This window comes from Lacrimispora sinapis, assembly GCF_043633585.1.
Classification (GTDB): domain Bacteria; phylum Bacillota; class Clostridia; order Lachnospirales; family Lachnospiraceae; genus Lacrimispora; species Lacrimispora sinapis.
Genome location: NZ_CP141832.1, coordinates 404,656 through 427,314, shown reverse-complemented (window position 1 = coordinate 427,314; position 22,659 = coordinate 404,656). Strand labels below are relative to the sequence as shown.

The following is a 22,659-nucleotide window of genomic DNA, read 5'->3' as shown; positions in this document are numbered from 1 at the left end:
CAAACGGTCAACCACCCTGTGGCGATTGCCTCTATTAAGTATATTATAACAAATATTTGAAATATTACAAGTACATGCATTTTTTTGCCTTCTACACAAAACTTCTGGTCAAACTTTGGTAAATTATTGAATAATCGTTACATATACAGACATTTTCACCAATAAGATCCCATTGATATCGTCACAAATCTTTGTATCACTTGCGTTAATTTTCATTGAGTCTTGCAAGCTTTTCTGCCTGATCTGCAGCAATCAGAGAATCCAGCAGTTCGTGAATATCCCCGTTCATAATTGCATCGATCTTATACAATGTCAGCTTAATCCGGTGATCGGTCACACGTCCCTGAGGGAAGTTATAGGTACGGATCTTTTCAGAACGGTCTCCTGTACCGATCTGGCTTCTTCTTTCCTCTGCTTCTGAATTCTGCCGTTTTTCTAATTCCAGATCATAAAGCTTGGAACGAAGAAGGCGGAATGCCTTTTCTTTGTTTTGAAGCTGTGATTTTTCAGTCTGGCTGTAAATCACGATTCCGGTAGGATTATGAGTCAAACGCACGGCTGAGTCAGTAGTATTTACACACTGTCCGCCATTCCCGGACGCACGCATAACGTCAATCCTTATGTCCTTATCTTCGATGACAACATCAAATTCCTCTGCTTCCGGCATTACGGCAACCGTAGCCGTAGAAGTATGGATTCTTCCGCCGCTCTCCGTCTCAGGTACACGCTGAACCCGGTGAACCCCACTTTCGTACTTCATTTTAGAATATGCGCCTTTCCCCGTAATCATGGCTACAACTTCTTTAAAGCCACCGATTCCGTTTTCATTGACGCTGATCAGTTCCACTTTCCAGTGCTGGCTTTCCGCATAGTTGACATACATACGATAAAGCTGGGAAGCAAACAGGGCTGCCTCATCACCGCCGGCACCCGCACGGATTTCTAATATAATATTTTTATCATCATTGGGATCTTTCGGCAAAAGCAAAATTTTAAGCTCCTGTTCCAGCTCCTCAATCCGCTTTTTGGCATCGGATAATTCCTCCTTTGCCATTTCCCGCATTTCCTCATCGCTTTCTTCCTCAAGAAGTGCAAGACTGTCCTCAACAGCCTGTTTTGCCTTCTTATACTGGGTGTAGGCCTCAACCAGATCCGCCAGATCTGCCTGTTCCTTCATCAGCTTCCGAAAACGATTCTGATCTTCTGCCACAGAAGGATTATTAAGCTCCTGCATCAATTCTTCATAGTGAATTAAAATATCATCTAACCTGTCAAACATAGGTAACCTCCTGAACCTCACAAAACGGGCTTCGCCCAAACTTATTGATAAATCGCACACACGACCCGGTCAAGTCCTGCTGCATCCTTTATTATCCGTATCCCAGCAAAGCCGGCAGCTCTTAATAAGCCACTTACGGCCTCAGCCTGATCATACCCGATTTCAAAATATACTGCTCCGCCTGTCTGAATATACCTGCGGCTTTCATCTGCAAGCCGTCTGTAAAAATACAACCCGTCTTCTTTTCCATCAAGTGCCAGCATCGGTTCAAAATCACGTACCTCCGGCTGCAGCCCCTCAATAATCTTGGTGGGGATATACGGAGGATTGGAAACGATCACATCGAACTTTTTCTGTTCCTCCAAAGACGCAAATAAATCACTCTCTGCGAACGTAATGCTTCCATGGCCCAACAAATTTTCCGCATTTTTTTGTGCAGCCTTTAATGCTTCTTTTGACACATCCACCGCAGTCACACGATCAAATCCGCCAAGCACGGCAAGGCTTACGGCAATGCAGCCGCTTCCTGTACACATATCAAGAACCGCAGGCTTTCGTCCCTTGTATTCCTTTAAAACCAGCTCCACCAGTGTTTCCGTATCCTGTCTGGGAATCAACACGTGTTCATTTACGAAAAACTCCAATCCCATAAATTCACAGCTGCCGGTGATCTGCTGCAGAGGAATTCTCTGGGATCTCGTTTCTATCATTGCTCTATAATTCCTAATCCTGGAAGCATTATCTTCCTCAGATAACCTTTGGTTCCTGTCCAGCAGAAAGTGGGTCATATCTGTTTCAAACGCCTCAAAAAGCAGGTATTTGGCATCCAGAGATGCCTCTGTTACACCTGCTTTTGATAATACTTCTGTTCCCTCTTCCAATAAAACCTGCAGCGTCAGACTCATGACTGCCTCTCCGGAAAATTCTTATCTAAAAATGCATGCCAGTCAAATACCGCTTCCACCGAAGCGATCCCAACTTCGATCATGGAATCATCCGGCTCCTTGGTCGTAAGCTCCTGCATCCACATACCCGGACGGCTCAGTAAGTCCACAAGTTTCGATTCACTTCGTCCTGCAAGCCGCAGAAATTCATAGGAAACACCTGCAATTACCGGTATAAGTACGATTCTGCTGAGAATCCGCAGCGGAAGGGTGTGGACCTGGACCACCATGAAAAACAGAATGCTGATGAGCATGACGATCAGAAGAAAGCTGGTTCCGCACCGTTTATGTTCCTTGGAACTGTTTCTGACGTTCTCGACCGTAAGATCCAGCCCGTGTTCCAGACAGTTGATGCATTTGTGTTCCGCCCCATGGTACATAAACGTTCTTTTAATGTCCTCCATACGGGATACCAGCTTGATATAAGCGATAAATATCCCGATGCGGATAACACCCTCCAGTATGGCCATCACCGTGTGAGACGGAATAAAACGCTGAAATATACTGGCAAGAAACATAGGCAATACCATGAATATGCAGATTGCCATCACGACGGAAAAAACCATCACCATACTCATCAGCGCCTTTTCCATCTTTTCTCCGAACATCCGCTCCAGCAGCTTTTCAAATTTGGTTGGTTCTAAATCCTCCTCGTCATCTTCAAAGAAGCTTGCAGAAAATGTCAGGGATCTCATTCCAAGAATCATGGAATCAGCAAAACTGAACACTCCCCGGATAAATGGAAGCGAAAAAAATTTCACTTTTTCCCCCATGCTGACATAAGAATCTTTTTTTACTTCAATGGCTCCGTCCGGCTTACGGACTGCTGTGGCATACTCATCCCCGTTCTTCATCATAACGCCTTCAATTACGGCCTGTCCGCCGATTCCTGAATACTTCATACGCCAACCACCTCTCTATTTTAATTAGAAGCCTGTTGCTTTTTCAAAATTTCAAAAAAGGTTGAGCTAAAGTGTTTCCACTAAACTCAACCTTTTCTTTGCTCCAAACTTATTCAGCCTTAACGCCATATTTACGATTGAATTTATCAATACGTCCACGAGCGGAAGCTGCTTTCTGCTGACCGGTGTAGAATGAATGACATTTAGAACAAACTTCTACGTGGATATCTTCCTTTGTAGAACCAGTTACGAATTCATTACCGCAGTTGCAAACAACGTTTGCCTGGTAGTAATTTGGATGGATTCCCTCTTTCATGATTTTCACCTCACATACTTTGATTTCTATTATATCGCGGTCCCGAAAAACCGACTTTGTCTAATAAACAGCTTGTATAGTATATCATAGAAAAAATTTTAATGCAAGCATTTATTTCTATTAAAACCCGGATTTCCTAGAAAAACCTCATTTTCTTCGATGTTTCCACGAATTCCCGGTTGTTCTTTGTCTTTGCAAACAAATCAAGGATCTTTTCTACCGCATCCTCCGGCTTCAGCGTATTGGTCGCCTTGCGGATAACATCAACCGCCTCGGCCTCTTCCCTGGTAAGCAACAGATCATCTCTTCTGGTCCCCGATTTTAAGATATCAATGGCAGGGAAAATTCTCTTTTCCGATAACTTCCGGTCAAGAACCAGTTCCATGTTGCCGGTTCCTTTAAATTCCTCATAAATAACGTCATCCATACGGCTTCCGGTATCCACAAGTGCAGTCGCAAGAACCGTAAGGCTTCCGCCTTCCCGCATGTTTCTGGCCGCACCAAAAAATCGTTTTGGCATATGGAGGGCTGCCGGGTCCAGACCACCGGATAAGGTCCGGCCGCTGGGTGCTACGGTTAAGTTATAAGCCCTTGCCAGACGGGTGATGCTGTCTAAGAGTATGACAACGTCACGCCCGTGCTCCACAAGTCTTTTGGCCCGTTCTACTACCATCTCTGAAACCCGTTTATGACGTTCGGGAAGCTCATCAAAGGTAGAATACAGAACCTCCACATTCTCTCCCACAATGGACTCCTTAATATCCGTAACTTCCTCCGGTCGCTCATCAATCAAAAGAATCATAAGGTGAATCTCCGGATGGTTTACGGTTATGGCTTTTGCCACCTGCTTTAACAACGTCGTTTTACCTGCTTTGGGCGGAGATACAATCATACCCCTCTGGCCTTTTCCTATGGGCGACAAAAGATCCAGGACCCGCATGGCGGTAGTATTTTTCCCTCCCGCAGTTTCCATATGGAGACGTTTATCCGGGAATATGGGGGTCATATTTTCAAAGTTGGGACGGCGTTCTGCCACACTTGCAGGATAACCGTTGATATTCTTAACATAAAGTAAGGCAGCAAACTTCTCCGTAGCCGTCTTTACCCTGCGGCTGCCATGGATAATGTCTCCGGTCTTCATATTAAAACGGCGGATCTGAGAAGGTGCTACATATACATCATTCTCACCTGGCAGATAATTTTCACACCGGATAAATCCAAATCCATCCGGCATAACCTCTAAAATACCATGGGCTTCAATCCCGCTGTCCAGTTCCTGCAATTCAGGACTGGGCTGAAAAGAAGGCTTTTGCTCTTCTGCCGCATTCTCCATTCGTGTCTCATTCCGAACCGGCGTCTCGCCATTGCTGACAGGAGCAGGGCGGTAACTTGACGCCCTCTGCTGCGTCTCAGAACGATAGGAACGAACAACTGTCTTTCTCTGACTGTTACCGGAAGAAAGTCCCTGCTGGTCCATAATCTGATTCTGGCCTGCATCCGCAGGTGCCGGAACGGGAGCCTTTGAAACTTCCTTTGCTTCTTCCTTTTTCTCCACGGATGCATTCCCGTCTGAAGCAGAAATTGGAGAATTTTCCCCTTCCTTTTCACAAAGTATATCTATAATTTCGGCTTTTCGCATGGAACTGCAGCCTTTGATTCCTTTGGCTTTGGCAAGCTCCTTCAATTCCGCTAACGGCAGTGTCTGTAATTTTTCACGCATACTATTCTCCTTCATGATTCCTTATAACATTTGTTTCGCAATCTTGGGAATGATTCACGATAGAATATCGCAAACAGATGACCGGAATTGTACTTCCGGCCCAAATCAAGCTAAATCAGGTCGTACGATACGCCTATTATATACCTTAACAGATGAAAAGGAAAGTTATTTTTTCAGAAAGCCTAAGTGCTCTTTTATTTTTTTTTCGTATCCATTTTCCGTAGGACGGTAAAACCGGGTTCCTTCCATGCCATCGGGCAGATACTGCTGTTTTACATAGTGGTTGGGATAATCATGGGCATAGAGATACCCCTGGCCATGCCCCAGCTTTGCAGCCCCTTTATAATGGGAGTCCTGTAAATGGACCGGAATGGGCATTGTCTTTTGGTCCTTTACTGCCTGAAGTGCCTCAAAAACAGCAAGGCAGGCTGCATTGCTCTTTGGAGCAGAGGCTACATAAGTGACCGCTTCCGCCAGAATGATCTGGGCTTCCGGAAGCCCGATCCGCTCTGCCGCCTGAGCAGCAGCCACCGCTACCACCAAAGCCTGCGGATCTGCATTTCCCACATCCTCCGCCGCACAGATCATGATTCTTCTGGCAATGAACATCAAATCTTCTCCCGCGTAAAGCATACGGGCAAGATAGTAAACCGCGGCATCCGGATCAGACCCTCTCATGCTCTTTATAAAAGCAGAAACGGTGTCATAATGGTTGTCCCCGGTCTTATCATACCGGACCACTCTTTTTTGTATACATTCCTGTGCTACTTGAAGATCAATATGGATTTTTCCGTCTTCGCTTCTTTCCGTGGTCATGATTCCAAGCTCCACGGCATTTAAGGCTGCCCTTGCGTCTCCATTGGCCACATCGGCAAGAAACTCCAGTGCTTCCTCATCAATTTCCCCGTGATAGGAGCCCATCCCTTTGTCCCGGTCATATACCGCACGCCGGATGAGTTCTTTAATGTCAGCCTTTTCCAAGGATTTAAGTTCAAACACCCTGGATCTGGATAAAAGAGCCCCGTTTACTTCAAAGTATGGATTTTCCGTAGTGGCACCGATCAGTATTAACGTCCCATCCTCTACAAAAGGAAGAAGATAATCCTGCTGGCTTTTATTGAAACGGTGGATCTCGTCCACAAACAAAATCGTCTTTTTCCCATACATACCAAGGGCATCTTTTGCTTGTTTAACGATTTCCTCCATATCTTTTTTTCCGGCTACCGTGGCATTTAACTGTTTAAAATCCGCACTGGTCGTATTGGCGATGACTCTTGCCAGTGTGGTTTTTCCCGTTCCGGGCGGACCGTAAAAAATCACAGATCCCAGTTTATCCGCCTTAATCGCCCGGTACAAAAGCTTGTCTTTTCCGATAATATGCTGCTGGCCTACCACTTCTTCAAGCGTAGACGGACGCAGTCTGGAGGCAAGAGGGGACTCCTTTTCCATCGTATTTTCCCTCATGTAATCAAATAAATCCATTTGTTATTCTCCTATCTATTGTGACAGATGAATGCTCTGACAAAAAGTTTCATTCCATATTTAATGAGAAACAGACGATAAAATAATGCCTGTGCCATTAAAATTACATCTTTTTTCTTGAAACCATTTATAATATCCTCACTATAACCATTATGGGCAGTATTTTGCTGTTTGTCAAGAATAGTTGCTGCATATTTCGTATATGGAAACCAGGGTTTGATAACGTAGCAATGAATGAAATTGGAATTCCTCTCCTGTTTTCTTTAGCCATTCCAAGCGCTATTGAAAATTTAAAAAGCAAAAATATGGGTACTGACCAATGCAAAAACTTCTATATTATAGAACAAACACATAAAAATCCATATACTTAATCAAACATTGTATACAAATACATTATAGTACCATACTTCTCGTACAAATTTATTCAAAAATTTTAGCAATCAATCAGAAAGGAACAGAAAAGGCAGCGAAACTCCCTGTTCCCGCCGCCTTTTCATTTTCGCTACCATTTTTACCATTCTGTCTATAACCATCTTCAGAGCTATTCAATGATTTTAAAGCAATGATCAATCAATCATCAATTCATCGACCGTAACAAATGTATACCCCTGTTTTGACAGAGTATCAATTACTTCAAGCGCCGCTTCCACCGATGTTGAGTACACATCATGCAGAAGAATTATGTCACCTGGTTCCACATGTTTTACGATATGGCGCACTATTTTCTTTGTGTTCTTGCTTTTCCAGTCCAAAGGATCAACATCCCATAAAACAACCGACATATTGGTAGTACACTCCAGTTCTACATTCCATGACCCATACGGCGGACGCAAATATTGAGGCCTTACTCCTGTAATTTTCTCTATTTTCTGATTATTTTCTTCAATTTGCTCACACGCTGTTTTTACCGATTCTTTGCTCATCTGCACATGACTGTACCCATGATTTCCAATCAAGTGCCCGTCTGCCTGCATCTGCTTTACAATTGCTTCTTTTCCATCAATATTTTCTCCCAGGAGAAAAAATGTGGCATGAACACCTCTTTTACGGAGTCCATCCAAAAGCCGTTGTGTATAAACCGAATGAGGCCCATCATCAAAAGTAAGTGCAATCTGATTGCTTCCGGAGAACTGCTCCCGCACCTTATCTTTTGCCTCTGCCCCCGCATCCGCCGGCAGAAATAAAGTATTCTTCGTATCTGAATAAGAATCATACATTGCCTTTACACATAAAACATCCAGTATAAAAACGGCCAAGAGACAGACCACTTTCCATTTCATTTTCATAACCCCATAAGCCCAGCTTTCTGCCATTATTATTAAATCTATGGGGTATGGCAGGAAAATAAAACCATAACCTGCTGATGCAGCACAGGAAACCATGGAGCATGAAAAAAAGTTCTTACATTATAAAATCCCCTCTTTTTTTCTGGTACTGTCTCGTTCCACAATGTCAGTAAACAGCATGAATTTATGAGAAGTCTCATTCTTTTCCAATGCATCCAGCAGAATCCTGGACGCATTTTTGCTGGTCTCCACCAGTTTATTGTTCAGTGTTGTAAGGGCCGGCTTGCAGATCCGCCCGTACAACGTATTGTCAATTCCTAACACCCCTATCTGTTGAGGAACTTTTATCCCAAGCTCCTCCAGCTTCATCAACCCGCCAATGGCTAAAAGATCAACCAAATATACGATGGAATCCACTTCCGGATGTTCCTTTACCAATTGCTCTGTGATCTGGCTGCCACGTTCCAGGATCAGCCCCGGATTTGCCTCCTCACACAGGGAGCTGTAAATAATCGCCTCTTTGGGGGAAATCCCAAGCTTTTCTACTCCTTTTATAAAGCCGTCCTCTTTGTGCTGTCCCGATGGGGTATCCTCAGATTTTACAAATGCCGGCAATTGATAGCCCAGACTTGCCAGGTACTCAACACAATCCTCCACTCCTTTTTCCTCATCCACCACAACTCCGTAAACATTCGGCAGATCCAGATACCCATTGGCAATGACGATGGGTATATTGGATAAATGGGTTCTTAAAAGCACCGCCATCTCTTCGGTCTCAAATACGGAACCTATGAAAATGGCTCCATCCACACGGCGCTGCTCTAATATCTGGACACAGTTTCTCTTCTGCTCAGAAGTTCGTCCAGTGCTTAAAATGATACAGGTATACCCTCTCCGTGTCATCTCCTGTTCGATTACATAGACGGATTCCGTGTGGTGGGAACTTCTGATATCTTCCAGAAGGATTCCAATAATTTTTGTGGATTGCATGGACAAACCTCTTGCCGTATCATTCCTTATATAATTATTTTCTTCAAGAAGCTGCTGAACACGCCTGCGTGTCTCTTCATTAATTCCTTTTTTATTATTAATAACCCTGGAAACTGTGCTTGGAGATACACCGGCTGCCTTTGCTATATCATAGATTGTCATATATTTTCCTTAATCTCTTTTCCTTAATCTAATATCATTTCACGGAATTAATTATAACATCCCAATCAATGAAAAACAATCTGATTGTCTTGTGGATCACTGGTTCATTGATTCACAAAATGTCAAAGAAGCAAGTCACTGTATCTGCACACCACACCCCCGTACACCTAACAGTTCCTGCTTCTTCTGCCTGTTCCTCAGTTATCGTTTTACTTCCTTTTCTGGTTCTCTTCCTTTACATGGAAAGCACCTGATTCCATTTCTCTTCAATTACAGGGATTCCATTCTCTTTATAGTCCTTCATATTTTTAAGCTCAAGCTCTCCAGGATAATACACTTCCCCGCCTTCCTTTACAGGAATCGAGGATTTTACATCTTTTACAATATCATCGACAATCTGATCCGTAAGCTCCACAGAATTCATCTTGGTCGGATCAATTGCAATCATAATTTGGGTTAATCCCACTTCGTCACCAAATGTACCGATGGTATTTACTGAATTTCCATTAGAAAGAACGGTTGCAATCAAATCCAGGGCAATGGAGATTCCGCTTCCCTTCCAGTATCCCATAGGCAGAACCCTCTGGGTCTCTTCGATTTTAGCCGGATCAGTCGTTAAATTTCCTTCTGAATCGTAGCCGCCCGGAACCGGAAGCTCGATGCCCTTTAACCGGCAGTCCTCCAGTTTCCCATAGGAAAACTGTGACACGGCACAGTCAATCACTACATGCTCCCCATTGCTTCTGGGAATGGCCATTATAAACGGGTTGTTCCCAATCTTCCGATCCAAACCGCCCCATGCCGGCATATTGGGGCAGGTGTTGGACCAGCATATGCCGATACAGCCCTGATCCGCTGCCTGCCAGCCGTAGCTCCCCCCTCGCATCCAGTGATTGTTATTTCCCAGTGCCACCAGTCCTATGCCGAACTCTTTGGCCAGCTCCACGGCACGGTCCATTGCCTTCTTTGCATTCAGTGGTCCGAATCCTCTGTTTCCATTCCATCGTTCAAATGCTCCCATCCGGTTTTCACATTCGGCAGAGACAGAAGGATCAATGGAGCCTTTCTGTAAATATTCAATGACCCTGGGGAAACGGTTCAGACCGTGGGAAAAAACACCTGCCATAGAATTCTGGGCAAAAATCTCCGCCGCTGCCTGGGCATCCTGTTCACCAAAACCATTTTTAAACAGCACTCTCTTAAATTCCTTTACCATTTCTTCATATTTTACTTTCAACTCGATACACTCCTTTTCATATAAAATCAATTCCTGCTGCTTTTTACGTGTCCATGCACATTTATTGCAACCGGTTGCAATGCTTGTTTTTAGAATATCAGATTTTTATAGTTATGTCAAATATTATAACGTGATTATCGCAACATTTTTTAGATATAATAAACAAATACATAAAATTTTAATATAAATTCTATATGCAACCGTTTTCATTCGTTTATCTTTTTTTCTTTTATAATCATTGGCCTGCCATATTTGTCAAAGAATTATCTTATAACATGCAGACAGCATAAAATCTATATATACAAAGAAATTTCTGTGTTGACTTTATTCAGAAATCCAAAAAAGGGTTGTTCCTCCATCAAGATGGGGAACAACCCTTAAAGCTTAGTTTAATTAGAAGCTTTCAATTAAGCCATGCAAACATTAACTGCCTGCAGACCACGGTTTCCTTCTGTTGTTTCATAAGTTACTTTCTGACCTTCTTCTAAAGTCTTGTAACCATCTGAAACAATACCGGAGAAATGTACGAAAACTTCCTCACCTGTAGCGTCATTCACGATGAAACCGTATCCCTTAGCACCATTAAACCATTTTACTGTACCGTTGTTCATAACGTGTACCTCCTATAAAAAAAAAATTATTAATTGTTATATCGTCTGAAACAAAAAATCACATATTTTTGTAAATCATCATCCGAAAATAATGACTTACAAAAATATGTGAAATCATAACTCCATTCGATAATACATGTTCATTCTAACCCGAATTTGCAAAAATGTCAAGACCATTTCTGCATTTTATCATATGAAAAACAGAGTGTGACACTCTGTTTTTCATATAGTGGAAACGCAATTACTTTAAAGTAACTTTTGCGCCTTCTGCTTCTAAAGAAGTCTTGATCTGCTCTGCTTCTTCCTTAGATGCGCCAGCCTTTAATACCTTAGGAGCACCGTCAACTACGTCTTTTGCTTCCTTTAAGCCTAAGCCAGTAGCTTCACGAACAACTTTGATAACTTTAACCTTGTTAGGACCAACTTCTGTTAATTCTACGTCGAATTCTGTCTTCTCTTCTGCTTCTGCTGCGCCGCCTGCTGCTGCAACTACTACGCCTGCTGCTGCAGATACACCGAATTCTTCCTCACATGCCTTTACTAATTCGTTTAATTCTAATACAGATAATTCTTTGATAGCTTCGATAAATTCAGCTGTTGTTAACTTTGCCATTATAATATACCTCCGTATTTGATATGTTTGTTTTCTTTTAATGGAAGTTCGATTCACCTTTGGCTCATCGAACGGCTATTTTTCTACATAAAACGGTGCTTTCGCTTGTTTTATAAAGAAAATTATGCTTCTGCACTCTGTCCGTCTGCGATCTGCTTGAGAACACGAGCAAAGTTTGTGATAGGAGACTGAATGCTTCCAAGTAACTTTCCAAGAAGGATCTCTCTGGAAGGAATACCTGCGATCTTCTCCATACCTTTTGCATCATAATATACGCCTTCAACAACACCGCCCTTGATCTCTAATGCCGGAGCTGTCTTAGCAAACTCAGCAAGAATTCTTGCTGGAGCTGTTGCATCTGTCTTGGATACAGCGATTGCTGTAGGTCCTTCCAGATTCGGGCCCAGTGCTTCAAAAGCGGTTCCCTGAGCTGCAAAACGGATCATGGTGTTCTTATAAACTTTGTAAGAAACACCAGCCTCTCTTAATTTCTTACGAAGCTCTGTATCCTGAGCAACGGTGATTCCACGATAGTCAACAACGACTGCGGTCTCAGCGCCGTCCAGTAATTCTTTGATCTCGCTTACGATCGGCTGTTTTAATTCAACTTTTGCCATTATGGTTTACCTCCTGTTTAGTCTAAGCCATACGGTTGTCCGCATGACCCGCTCGTATAAACCGCAAAGAAAAACCTCTCCGCCATAAGGACAGAGAGGTCTACAATTCATTTACATAAAATGATTCTTGTATGTTCCTCGGCAGGCGTTTACACCTTATGCCTTGCGGCACCTGCTGTCTTCGGCAGTCAATACTAAGTTAGTATAACATTATTTATATTTGATGTCAACCACAAAGCAAAATTAGTTCATTAACTTTGCTACATTGAGCTTTACACCAGGTCCCATTGTGGAAGCCAGGGTTACACTCTTTAAATAAGCACCTTTAAGTGTACTTGGTTTTGCTTTAACGATTGCATCAACAAGCGTCTGGAAGTTGTCCGCTAACTGCTCTTCTGTGAAAGAAGCTTTTCCAACTGGCACGTGGATAATATTTGTTTTATCAAGTCTGTACTCAACCTTACCAGCTTTGATATCGTTGATTGCCTTGGCTACATCCATAGTAACAGTACCAGCTTTTGGGTTTGGCATTAAGCCCTTCGGTCCCAGGACACGGCCTAAACGACCAACAACACCCATCATGTCTGGAGTCGCAACAACTACATCAAAATCCAACCAGCCTTCGTTCTGGATCTTAGGAATCAAATCCTCAGCTCCGACAAAGTCTGCGCCTGCAGCTAAAGCTTCGTCAGCTTTAGGTCCCTTAGCGAAAACTAAGATGCGAACAGTTTTACCTGTACCGTGTGGAAGTACAACGGCACCACGGATCTGCTGGTCTGCGTGACGTCCGTCACAACCGGTTCTGATATGAGCTTCAATGGTTTCATCAAATTTAGCACTTGCATTCTTCTTAACTAAAGAGATTGCGATCGGTGCATCGTAGAGAACAGTACGATCTACTGTCTTAGCTGCCTCTGCGTATCTTTTTCCTCTTTTCATTCTAAATAACCTCCTAGTGGTATTGTCGGGGATTTTCCCTCCCACGTTTTTAAAACTTCGCCGACTGCAATAAAGGCAGTTCGACTCTCCAGGGGACAGGCCGAACCGCTAATTTTCTAAGCGCCCTTTAAGGCAAAACTCAGTCAGCATTGCGCTTGACTTTGCCAAGAAAATTATTCCTCAACGGTGATACCCATACTTCTAGCGGTACCAGCGATCATGCTCATAGCTGTCTCAACAGATGCAGCGTTTAAATCTGGCATCTTAAGTTCAGCAATCTTCTGTAATTCGGCTTTGGAAATTGTAGCTACTTTTGTCTTATTCGGAGTTGCAGATCCGGATTTAAGTTTGCAAGCTTTCTTTAACAATACAGCAGCTGGCGGAGTCTTGGTTATGAAGCTGAAGCTTCTATCAGCATAAACAGTAATAACAACCGGAATGATTAAATCACCCTGGTCAGCTGTTCTTGCGTTGAATTCCTTTGTAAACTGTACGATGTTTACACCATGCTGTCCAAGAGCCGGACCTACAGGAGGAGCTGGTGTAGCCTTCCCTGCTGGAATCTGCAATTTGATATATCCTGTTACTTTCTTTGCCATAATTAGGCACCTCCTAAATAATGTGGTATTGTCGGGGATTTCCCTCCCACGAGCCTATACACCCGTATAAGCCGCTTTCACTTGTTACATCTTCTTTATCTCGCTGAAGTTTAATTCTACCGGAGTCTCCCGGCCGAACATCTCAACGTTAATGGTGATGGTCTTCTTACCTTCGTTGATGGACTTGATGGCACCAACGGTATCCTTCCATGCACCGGAAGTTACCACAACGGTATCTCCCTCTTCAAAGCCAACAATGACTTCTTCGTTCTTGAACCCAAGTTTCTCCATCTCTTCTTCTGTCAGAGGAACCGGTTTTGATCCAGGACCTACAAAGCCTGTCACTCCTCGGGTATTCCGTACCACATACCATGTGTCATCATTCATGACCATGTGAATCAGTACGTAGCCGGGAAACATCTTTTTATCGGCCTTTTTTTCAACGCCATTCTTAATTTCAATGACAGCTTCAAGCGGAACCGATACTTCCAGGATCTGATCCTGCAAGTTTCTGTTTTCGATTGTTTTCTCAATATCGACTTTTACTTTGTTCTCATAACCTGAATAGGTATGGACTACATACCAATGTGCTTCTGACATAAACTCACCTTAACCCTTACGAATTATAAGATAAAACTGAGACCAAACTTGATGATCAGATCCATAATCGCAATAATCAGTCCTAAAGCAATCGATGCTGATACAACAGCGATCGTCTGTTTCGTTACGGTATCTTTGTCAGGCCAAACGATTTTATAAAACTCAGCTTTCAGCCCTTTAAAAAAGCTATGCTTCTGAGTACCCTCGTTGTTCACTGTATCTCCCATAATTTCACATCCTTTACAAGCTGATTACTTCGTTTCCTTGTGCATTGTATGGCTCTTACAGAATTTACAGTATTTCTTGGTTTCCATTCTGTCCGGATGAGTCTTCTTATCCTTGGTCATGTTGTAGTTACGCTGTTTGCATTCAGTACATGCCAGTGTGATTTTTGTGCGCACGACTTCCACCTCCACTTAAATTTTCGTTGTTGTGTTTCAGTCCTTTTTCCGCTGTAAACATTTTTGAGCATAAAAAAAAGACCTAAGCTCTTCCATTCGCCCAATTACTATAACATACGGGGCAGGATTCGTCAATCTTTTTTTAGAAAAACCTATGAAATTGTGACGTTCTGACATTATAACACGGGAAACTTTAAAAAGCAAGCAAAAGTTTCCCGTGTATCTTTTTAGTACTCGATCTTTGTCAGATATCTCGCAAGTGCATCCTGCCAGGAGGGCAGGCGCAGGAAGCCGTTCTCGTCCAGCTTATCTTTGCTCATACGGCTGTTCATGGGCCGTTTTGCCTTGACTGGGAACTGATCGGAGCTTACAGGCTCCACCGTAACATTCATTCCTGCCTGCTTAAAGATTTCGCAGGCAAATTCATACCAGCTGCACAATCCCTCGTTGGTCGCATGGTAGCGGCCGTATTTTTCAGTTTCGATCATATCCACAAGCAGACGTGCAAGATCATAGGTATAGGTAGGAGAACCGATCTGATCGGCAACTACCGTCAGCTTATCGCGGATCTTTCCAAGATTCAGCATGGTTTTGATAAAGTTTTTTCCGTTTATGCCGAATACCCAGGCAATTCGCACGGTAAAATACTTTTCAAGGGTTTCTTCGATTGCCAGTTCTCCCTCGTATTTGGTCTGACCGTATACATTCAGCGGTTCTCTTTTATCATCCGGCTCCCAGGGTCTTGTTCCCTGACCGTTAAATACATAATCGGTGCTGATGTACATCATCTTGATATCCAGCTCCCGGCATACCTTTGCAATAGCTCTTGTGCCTGCTGCATTGACCTTGCGGCAGAGTTCTTCATTGTCTTCTGCCGCATCAACAGCTGTATAGGCTGCACAGTGAATCACTGCATCAGGAGCAGCTGCTTTGATCACACGGTTTACACTTTCCGCATCTGTGATGTCCATTTCTTCAATGTCCACACCAACGGCTTCATGTCCCCGCTTCTTCAGTTCGTTCATTACATCGAATCCAAGCTGGCCTTTTACGCCAGTAACAAATACTTTCATAACTGCCTCACTTTACAGATGGATTTATAAGCGTTTTCCGTACATTTTGTCAAAATAGTCCTGATATTCTCCGTTTATAATATGTTTCCACCAGTCCTCGTTGTCCAGATACCACTGAATGGTCTGACGGATTCCGGTATCAAAGTTATATTTGGGCTTCCAGCCAAGTTCGTTCTCCAGTTTTGCCGGATCAATGGCATAACGTCTGTCGTGACCCGGACGGTCTGTCACGAATTTGATTAAACTTTCCGGTTTATCCAGTGCTTTTAAGATAGTCTTAACAACTTCCAAGTTGGTGCGCTCGTTGTGTCCGCCTACGTTATAGACTTCTCCAACCTTTCCTTTGTGAAGGATCAAATCAATGGCCTCACAGTGATCGGAAACATGAAGCCAGTCTCTTACATTCTCTCCTGTTCCGTATACCGGTAATTCCTCGTCTGCCAGCGCGCGGCTGATCATCAGGGGGATCAGTTTCTCCGGGAAATGATAAGGTCCATAGTTATTGGAACATCTGGAAATGGTCACAGGAAGGCCGTAAGTCCTCTGGTAAGCCAGAACAAAAAGGTCTGCGCTTGCCTTAGATGAGGAATAGGGGCTTGACGTGTGGAGAGGGGTCTCTTCGGTAAAGAATAAGTCGGGGCGGTCCAAAGGCAGGTCCCCGTATACTTCATCGGTAGAAACCTGATGATACCGCTTAATGCCATAGGTACGGCAGGCGTCAAGCAGGGTGGTGGTTCCCATGACATTGGTTCTTACAAAGGATTCCGGATCAGTGATGGAACGGTCTACATGGCTCTCCGCCGCAAAGTTCACCACCATATCCGGCTTTTCCTGTTCAAATAAATCAAAAATGAAGGTTCTGTCTGCAATGTCGCCCTTTATAAATTTGTAGTTTGGTTTATCCTCCACAGGTTTTAATGTCTCCAGGTTTCCTGCATAAGTCAAAAGATCCAGGTTGATGATCTGATACTCCGGGTATTTATTTACCATATGGTGTACAAAATTTCCGCCGATGAATCCGGCTCCTCCGGTAACAATAATTTTCATGGTTCTCTTCCTCCTGATATAAATTAACCGTTCAGTTTATCAATGTATTTACCTGCAAGGACATCCATCAGATACTGTCCGTACTGGTTCTTCTTTAAAGGCTCGATGCTCTTCATAAGCTGATCCTTTGTGATCCAGTGGTTTAAGTATGCGATCTCCTCCAGGCAGGCGATCTTTCTATGCTGATGTGTCTCCATAGTGCGGACAAAATTAGTGGCATCCACCAGAGACTCATGGGTTCCTGTATCAAGCCATGTAAAGCCCTGACCTAAAAGTTCCACATCAAGCTTGCCTTTTTCCAAGTAAATGCGGTTTAAATCCGTAATCTCCAGTTCTCCTCTGGCCGACGGTTTTAAATTCTTCGCATATTCCACCACCTTGTTGTCATAAAAATAAAGACCTGTCACGCAGTAATTGCTCTTGGGATGCTGTGGTTTTTCTTCAATTGAAACCGCTTTGCCGTCAGAATCAAATTCCACGATGCCAAAACGTTCCGGGTCATCTACATAATAACCGAATACTGTAGCGCCGTCTTTTTTATTGGCTGCGTTTAACAGGCGGTTGTTCAGTCCATGGCCTGCAAAAATATTATCGCCAAGAATCATGGCAACGCTGTCGTCTCCGATGAATTCCGCTCCGATGATAAATGCCTGTGCCAAACCGTCCGGGGAAGGCTGAACCGCATAGGATAGCTGGATTCCGAACTGGGAACCGTCCTTTAAAAGAGCTTCAAACCTTGGGGTATCATCTGGGGTGGAGATGATGAGGATATCCCGGATTCCTGCATTCATCAGCACGGACAGGGGGTAATAGATCATTGGCTTGTCATAAATCGGCAGTAACTGTTTGGAAGTTACCATGGTAAGCGGATAAAGTCTGGTGCCGGAGCCTCCGGCAAGAATAATTCCCTTCATTGTGTGATTCCTCCATATTAATTCATGATACCATCATACAGGGTGACGTAAGGTCACAGTCAAGTGTTTTTTCCATATTATTTATTTTATGCAAAGAAAAGCGCCTGCCTGCTTGGTAATATGGATATATCCCTTCTTTTCCATCTTTTTCTCCAAAAATTCCCGAAACTCCTCATAGCGGTCACTTAAATACTCCTGCTGATTGCCGTGGCAGGATAAAATATATTCCATCAAGGCCCGGGCATCGCTGACTTCCAGATGATCTTCATATTCTTTCTTTTCCACGGAGCGGAAATGGCACTTTAACTGCTCTTCTCCGTTATCAAGGCCAAACACATCATAGAGATTCACTTCCGACAGCGCGATCCGGGAATCAAATTCCTTGACCAGCCCGCTGATTTCCTTCATATGGTCCTGGCCGTAGGTACTGCAGCAAAATACGCCGCCTGGTTTTAAGATCTTGGCCACCTGGCTTAATACCCCATCAAGATTAGACAAATAAAACAGAACATGGTTGGCAGCTACAAGGTCATAGTGGTCTGCTGGTTTTAGAATCTGGCGGCAGTCAAAAACCTCAAAGGAAAAATCACCGGGAATCTCTTTTAAATTCTCCTCCACATCCCGGATCATGCCTTCTGATACATCAGAAAGACAAATATGGGCATCCGGGGGAATCCGGGTTTGGTTGGCAAGCCACAGTTCTCCGTTGCCGCAGCCAAGCTCCAGAATATCTTTCCCTTCTAACGGCTCCATCAGTCCGTAGAGCCACTGGAACCACCCCAGGGGATTTTTAGTGTACTTTTTATGTAACCCTATGCGGATGCTGATATTCGCTGCGTCCTTATACTGTTCCACAAGAGATTTTTCCATATTGGTAATATGGATTAAATGAAGGATTTTATTCCAGTCTACATTCTGGTTGTCTGTGACCAGTCTGGAGGTCTCTGTCAGTGTCTGCTCCACCAGCTTTAAATGCTCGATCCGTTTGCGGATCAAATTCAGCTGGAGGCGGAGAGATTCTTCCACATAGTCATTGTCATCGTCATTGATGGTGATGGAACGGATTTCATCCAGAGAAAAGCCCAGAAATTTCAAGGAAAGAATCTTCTGGAGCTTGGCAAAATCGGAGTCCGTATACAGACGGTATCCGCCTTGGCTGATCCCTGCAGGCTTTAACAGCCCCTGCTTGTCATAATACCGGACAGTCCGTATAGAGACATTGGCTTTTTTCGCGAACTGGCCCGAGGTATAAAATCCCTCCATGTGGCCCATAACAAATCCCTCCTTTTTATACCATCAGCTGGTAATTGATTATATCCAGCATTTTCCCGAATTTCATGCCCATTTCTTTCATCGTCCCGCAGTATAAAAATCCCAGATGCTCATGGAGAAGGCAGCTGGCTTCATTCCCTCCTGTGATTACTGAAATAACTGTATGGATGTCGTCCCGTTTTCTTGCCATATCTATGATGTTTGATGCCAGCTTTCCGGCAATGCCTTTGCGCCGGTAATCTTTATCCACATAGATGGACAACTCCACCGTGGTCTTGTAAGCTTCCTTGGGGCGATAGGCAGAAAGGCTTGCATAGCCTACGGCTTTTCCGTCTTCTTCTGCTACGATCAATGGATGGTTGTCCACGTTATGCTCATAAAACCACCCCATCCACTCCTCCATAGTTTTGGGAGTCAGATCAAATGTCGCACAGCCATGCTCTACTTCATAATTGTAAATATCAAGTAATTGGGGCACATCTTTTTCTTCTGCAGTTCTAATAATCATCGTAATCCTCCTGATTGTAATTAATCCTATCATACATCATTCTATTGGCCCCGTCCAATAAAAATTGTGAGGAAATACACCCTCTTTATCCCCGCCTTTTTTAAGACTCTGGTACAGGCTTCTATGGTGCTTCCGGTGGTATAAATGTCGTCCACCAAAATCACGCCTTTCACCCCATTCATTTCTTTGCCTGCTTTAAACGCTTCCTCCAGATTCTTAAGCCTCCCTGACGGGTCCAGCCCCTTTTGGGGCATGGTATTCTTATTCCTGAGAAGCAGCTGTGGCAAAACCGGAATGGACAGACATTCTCCGATCCGGCGGGCCAAGAGTTCCGCTTGATTGAATCCCCGTTCTTTTCTTCTGGCCGGGTGAACCGGCACAGGAACCAATGCCTGAGCATCCATTCTGCGAATCAATGTTTCATAACGGGCCGCCACAGCTTTTCCGTAAAAATCCAGATACTCCCGTTTGTTCTTATATTTGATTTTTGCCATGGACTTTCTGGCCGTTTCCTCATAGTTAAAAAGAGCCAGGCCATATTCAAAGGTCCGTTTATGCTTCTCACAGTCAAAGCAGTATTCAATCTCTGCAGTCATGACTTCTTTGCCGCACTTTTTACAGACCGGCCCTTTTACGGGCGATAATTGACGTAAACATTCCCGGCAGATCAGCCTGCCCTTTGGCATGACGATGCCGTCACAGACGGGACACCGCCTGGGAAAAAGTAAATCTATGAAAAAGGAAAGATTCATCAGAAAGGATTCTCCTTGAATGTTAGAATGATCAGACAGGCAGGAAGAAGGCTCCCGCCTGTAGAATGTTATGAAAGCTGGTTGATTTCACAGATCCGGTCTTTTAAGCCGGAATATCTGCGCTGTTCTGTCTCGTTGTTTACCATTTCCTGAAAGATTTCCGGCACTCCCACCAGACAGACGCAGGACCTGGCACGGGTCACCGCAGTATAGATCAAATTCCGGGTCATAAGCATCCGGGGACCTGAAAACACCGGAATAACCACAGCCGGATATTCGCTTCCCTGGGATTTATGGATGGTGATGGCATAGGCAAGTTCCAGTTCCTCCAGCTGCTTATAGCTGTACTCCACCAGACGTCCTTCGTCAAACTCCACGGTGACAAGCTCCGCAAAGCTGTTGATCTCCCGGATGATGCCAATATCTCCATTATAAATACCGGTTCCCTTATCTACCGGGATTCCGTAGCTGTTGCGGACTTCCCATTCGATGTTGTAATTATTCTTGGTCTGCATGACCTTATCCCCCACCCGGTAAATGACTCCGGCGGTCTCCTTCTGGGGCTTATCCCTGGACGGCGGATTTAAATATTCCTGGAGAATCGTATTTAACCGCTCCACTCCTATGGCCCCTTTTCTCATAGGAGTCATAATCTGTATGTCATAGATATCTGCCTGAACATAACCAGGAAGTTTATCCTGTACCAGAGTGATCATGGCATTAATAATGGCGTTCGGATCTTCTCTCTTAATAAATAGGAAGTCTTTGCTCTTTTTCCCAAGAGGAATCCTCTCCCCTCCATTAATCTTATGGGCATTGACCACAATATCGCTCTGGGTAGCCTGACGGAAAATCTTGGTCAGCATGACCACATTAAAGCACTGGGAGTCGATCATGTCGCGAAGGACATTCCCTGGTCCTACACTGGGAAGCTGGTTTACATCCCCCACCAGGATCAGTCTGGTCCCCGGATTGATGGCCTTTAACAGGGACTGCATCAAATGAATGTCTACCATGGAAGTCTCATCAATAATGACGGCATCTGCATCCAGGGGATTTTCTTCATTTCTCTCAAAATGCATGGAAACAGACCGTTCGTCACCCGGAACTCCGGTCAGTTCCAGCAAACGGTGAATGGTCCTGGCCTCATAGCCTGTGGCTTCTGTCATACGTTTTGCCGCTCTGCCTGTGGGGGCCGCCAGCAATATCTCCATCTCTTCGCTTTCAAAAAAGCGGATAATGGTATTGATGGTGGTGGTCTTACCGGTTCCGGGACCTCCCGTAATGATGAGAAGTCCGCTGTTCACAGCTTCTGCCACGGCTTTTACCTGCTTTTCATCCAGTTCGATCTGCTCTTCCTTCTGAATCTTTAACAGCTTGGTACGGATCTCTTCCTCCGGCATATGCCCACGGATATTAAGATCATGAAGCATCTTGGCAGTATTCAGTTCCATATAATAATACTGGGACGCATAGATGACACGCTTTCCTTCCTCCTCCCGGATGACAAGACGCTTATCCAGCTGCATGTCCATCAGGTGCTTTTCGATAAACGGACGTTCCACCTTCAAAAGCTCTGAAGACTGGCAGAGAAGTTCTTCCTCCGGCAGATAGGTATGTCCGTTTCCGGAAGCCTGCAAAAGGGTATAGAGGACCCCACACTTGATCCGGAAGTCCGAGTCTGTGAAAATCCCCACCTTTCTGGCAATCTCATCCGCCATTTTAAAACCTACCCCGGCAATATCATCTGCCATCTGGTAAGGATTCTCCCGGATTACGCTGTAAAGCCTGGGTCCGTATTCCTGATAGATTTTAGCGGCCAGGTTCATGGATATTCCATATTCCTGAAGAAACATCATGGCCTGCCGCATCTCTTTTTTCTGTTCGATCTGCTGGGAGATGGACATGGCCATCTTCTCGCTGACTCCCTTTACCTCGGAAAGCCGCTCCGGCTCCTCTTCCATAACCCGGAAGGTATCCGCTTTAAAACGGCGGACGATTCTGGCGGCAAGAGCGGGTCCAACTCCTTTGATGGCACCGGAACCAAGATAACGTTCCATGGCCGTCGTATCCTCAGGCACCTTGATCTCATAGCTTTCCACCGTCATCTGCTCCCCGTAGACCGGGTGCTCGGTCATGGCTCCCACCGCTTCGATCATCTCGCCTTCGCTTATGTAATGGAAATTTCCAACCAGAGTGTACTCTTGTCCTTGGTTCACAAGGCTTAAGACCGTATAGCCATTGTCTTCGTTCCTGTATTTAATTCTTTCTACAAATCCGCAGACTGCCGCCATATTTCCTCCCGCAAATACAGACAGACTGCCCATAACAATCCCTGCCGGAATCATAAGATACCGCCAGGGTGTGTCGAAAGCAGCCAGATATACTGTTACTC

24 protein-coding genes and 1 other annotated feature are annotated in these 22,659 nt (G+C 44.3%); all 24 genes read right to left on the bottom strand.

Annotated elements, in window-relative coordinates; all coding sequences use genetic code 11:
- Positions 1-205: 205 nt before the first annotated feature.
- Positions 206-1,279, bottom strand: a complete 1,074-nt coding sequence (gene prfA / locus VIG27_RS02005; protein WP_394524821.1) for a peptide chain release factor 1 — start codon at positions 1,277-1,279, stop codon at positions 206-208.
- A 41-nt stretch (positions 1,280-1,320) separates the two neighbouring features.
- A complete protein-coding gene (gene prmC / locus VIG27_RS02000; RefSeq protein ID WP_394524819.1) occupies positions 1,321-2,184 on the bottom strand; it encodes a peptide chain release factor N(5)-glutamine methyltransferase in 864 nt (287 codons plus the stop codon).
- Entirely contained in the window at positions 2,181-3,125 is a 945-nt protein-coding gene (locus VIG27_RS01995) for a DUF1385 domain-containing protein (RefSeq protein ID WP_394524816.1), read from the bottom strand. The genes prmC and VIG27_RS01995 overlap by 4 nt, the downstream gene beginning before the upstream one ends.
- A gap of 109 nt (positions 3,126-3,234) precedes the next feature.
- Positions 3,235-3,441, bottom strand: coding sequence for a 50S ribosomal protein L31 (gene rpmE, locus VIG27_RS01990; protein WP_394524814.1), 207 nt, complete (start codon positions 3,439-3,441; stop codon positions 3,235-3,237).
- 136 nt (positions 3,442-3,577) lie between these two features.
- On the bottom strand, positions 3,578-5,161 hold the full coding sequence (gene rho, locus VIG27_RS01985; protein ID WP_394524811.1) for a transcription termination factor Rho: 1,584 nt from the start codon (positions 5,159-5,161) through the stop codon (positions 3,578-3,580).
- 165 nt (positions 5,162-5,326) lie between these two features.
- Positions 5,327-6,643, bottom strand: a complete 1,317-nt coding sequence (locus VIG27_RS01980) for a replication-associated recombination protein A (RefSeq protein WP_394524809.1) — start codon at positions 6,641-6,643, stop codon at positions 5,327-5,329.
- A 566-nt stretch (positions 6,644-7,209) separates the two neighbouring features.
- The gene (locus tag VIG27_RS01975) at positions 7,210-7,929 is read right to left on the bottom strand and encodes a polysaccharide deacetylase family protein (protein ID WP_394524808.1); all 720 of its coding nucleotides are present in this window, start codon (positions 7,927-7,929) and stop codon (positions 7,210-7,212) included.
- Between the two features lie 120 nt (positions 7,930-8,049).
- The gene (locus VIG27_RS01970; protein ID WP_394524805.1) at positions 8,050-9,081 is read right to left on the bottom strand and encodes a LacI family DNA-binding transcriptional regulator; all 1,032 of its coding nucleotides are present in this window, start codon (positions 9,079-9,081) and stop codon (positions 8,050-8,052) included.
- Positions 9,082-9,316: 235 nt separating this feature from the next.
- A complete protein-coding gene (gene yiaK / locus VIG27_RS01965; protein ID WP_394524802.1) occupies positions 9,317-10,318 on the bottom strand; it encodes a 3-dehydro-L-gulonate 2-dehydrogenase in 1,002 nt (333 codons plus the stop codon).
- A 407-nt stretch (positions 10,319-10,725) separates the two neighbouring features.
- Positions 10,726-10,929 carry a cold-shock protein gene (locus tag VIG27_RS01960; protein WP_158377501.1) on the bottom strand — a complete coding sequence of 68 codons (204 nt, stop codon included), beginning with the start codon at positions 10,927-10,929 and terminating at the stop codon, positions 10,726-10,728.
- Between the two features lie 241 nt (positions 10,930-11,170).
- Positions 11,171-11,542 carry a 50S ribosomal protein L7/L12 gene (gene rplL / locus VIG27_RS01955; protein ID WP_026893227.1) on the bottom strand — a complete coding sequence of 124 codons (372 nt, stop codon included), beginning with the start codon at positions 11,540-11,542 and terminating at the stop codon, positions 11,171-11,173.
- A 122-nt stretch (positions 11,543-11,664) separates the two neighbouring features.
- Entirely contained in the window at positions 11,665-12,159 is a 495-nt protein-coding gene (rplJ, locus tag VIG27_RS01950) for a 50S ribosomal protein L10 (RefSeq protein WP_394524795.1), read from the bottom strand.
- A gap of 59 nt (positions 12,160-12,218) precedes the next feature.
- Positions 12,219-12,362: a sequence feature (ribosomal protein L10 leader region), on the bottom strand.
- Positions 12,363-12,402: 40 nt separating this feature from the next.
- Positions 12,403-13,098, bottom strand: coding sequence for a 50S ribosomal protein L1 (rplA, locus tag VIG27_RS01945; RefSeq protein WP_394524793.1), 696 nt, complete (start codon positions 13,096-13,098; stop codon positions 12,403-12,405).
- 173 nt (positions 13,099-13,271) lie between these two features.
- Positions 13,272-13,697, bottom strand: coding sequence for a 50S ribosomal protein L11 (gene rplK, locus VIG27_RS01940; RefSeq protein ID WP_394524791.1), 426 nt, complete (start codon positions 13,695-13,697; stop codon positions 13,272-13,274).
- Positions 13,698-13,781: 84 nt separating this feature from the next.
- Complete coding sequence (gene nusG / locus VIG27_RS01935; protein WP_394524790.1) at positions 13,782-14,297, bottom strand: transcription termination/antitermination protein NusG; 516 nt, start codon at positions 14,295-14,297, stop codon at positions 13,782-13,784.
- Positions 14,298-14,320: 23 nt separating this feature from the next.
- On the bottom strand, positions 14,321-14,524 hold the full coding sequence (secE, locus tag VIG27_RS01930; protein ID WP_394524788.1) for a preprotein translocase subunit SecE: 204 nt from the start codon (positions 14,522-14,524) through the stop codon (positions 14,321-14,323).
- A 24-nt stretch (positions 14,525-14,548) separates the two neighbouring features.
- Complete coding sequence (gene rpmG, locus VIG27_RS01925; protein WP_024838263.1) at positions 14,549-14,698, bottom strand: 50S ribosomal protein L33; 150 nt, start codon at positions 14,696-14,698, stop codon at positions 14,549-14,551.
- 227 nt (positions 14,699-14,925) lie between these two features.
- Positions 14,926-15,771: a dTDP-4-dehydrorhamnose reductase gene (gene rfbD, locus VIG27_RS01920; RefSeq protein ID WP_394524787.1), complete on the bottom strand. Its 846-nt coding sequence runs from the start codon at positions 15,769-15,771 to the stop codon at positions 14,926-14,928.
- Between the two features lie 24 nt (positions 15,772-15,795).
- Positions 15,796-16,818, bottom strand: a complete 1,023-nt coding sequence (rfbB, locus tag VIG27_RS01915; RefSeq protein WP_394524785.1) for a dTDP-glucose 4,6-dehydratase — start codon at positions 16,816-16,818, stop codon at positions 15,796-15,798.
- Between the two features lie 23 nt (positions 16,819-16,841).
- Entirely contained in the window at positions 16,842-17,732 is an 891-nt protein-coding gene (rfbA, locus tag VIG27_RS01910; protein WP_394524783.1) for a glucose-1-phosphate thymidylyltransferase RfbA, read from the bottom strand.
- A gap of 81 nt (positions 17,733-17,813) precedes the next feature.
- Positions 17,814-18,995, bottom strand: a complete 1,182-nt coding sequence (locus VIG27_RS01905) for a MerR family transcriptional regulator (RefSeq protein ID WP_394527369.1) — start codon at positions 18,993-18,995, stop codon at positions 17,814-17,816.
- 25 nt (positions 18,996-19,020) lie between these two features.
- The gene (locus VIG27_RS01900; RefSeq protein ID WP_394524781.1) at positions 19,021-19,512 is read right to left on the bottom strand and encodes a GNAT family N-acetyltransferase; all 492 of its coding nucleotides are present in this window, start codon (positions 19,510-19,512) and stop codon (positions 19,021-19,023) included.
- Positions 19,513-19,553: 41 nt separating this feature from the next.
- Complete coding sequence (locus VIG27_RS01895; RefSeq protein ID WP_394524780.1) at positions 19,554-20,264, bottom strand: ComF family protein; 711 nt, start codon at positions 20,262-20,264, stop codon at positions 19,554-19,556.
- A 68-nt stretch (positions 20,265-20,332) separates the two neighbouring features.
- Complete coding sequence (locus VIG27_RS01890; RefSeq protein WP_394527367.1) at positions 20,333-22,558, bottom strand: ATP-dependent RecD-like DNA helicase; 2,226 nt, start codon at positions 22,556-22,558, stop codon at positions 20,333-20,335.
- Between the last annotated feature and the right edge of the window lie 101 nt (positions 22,559-22,659).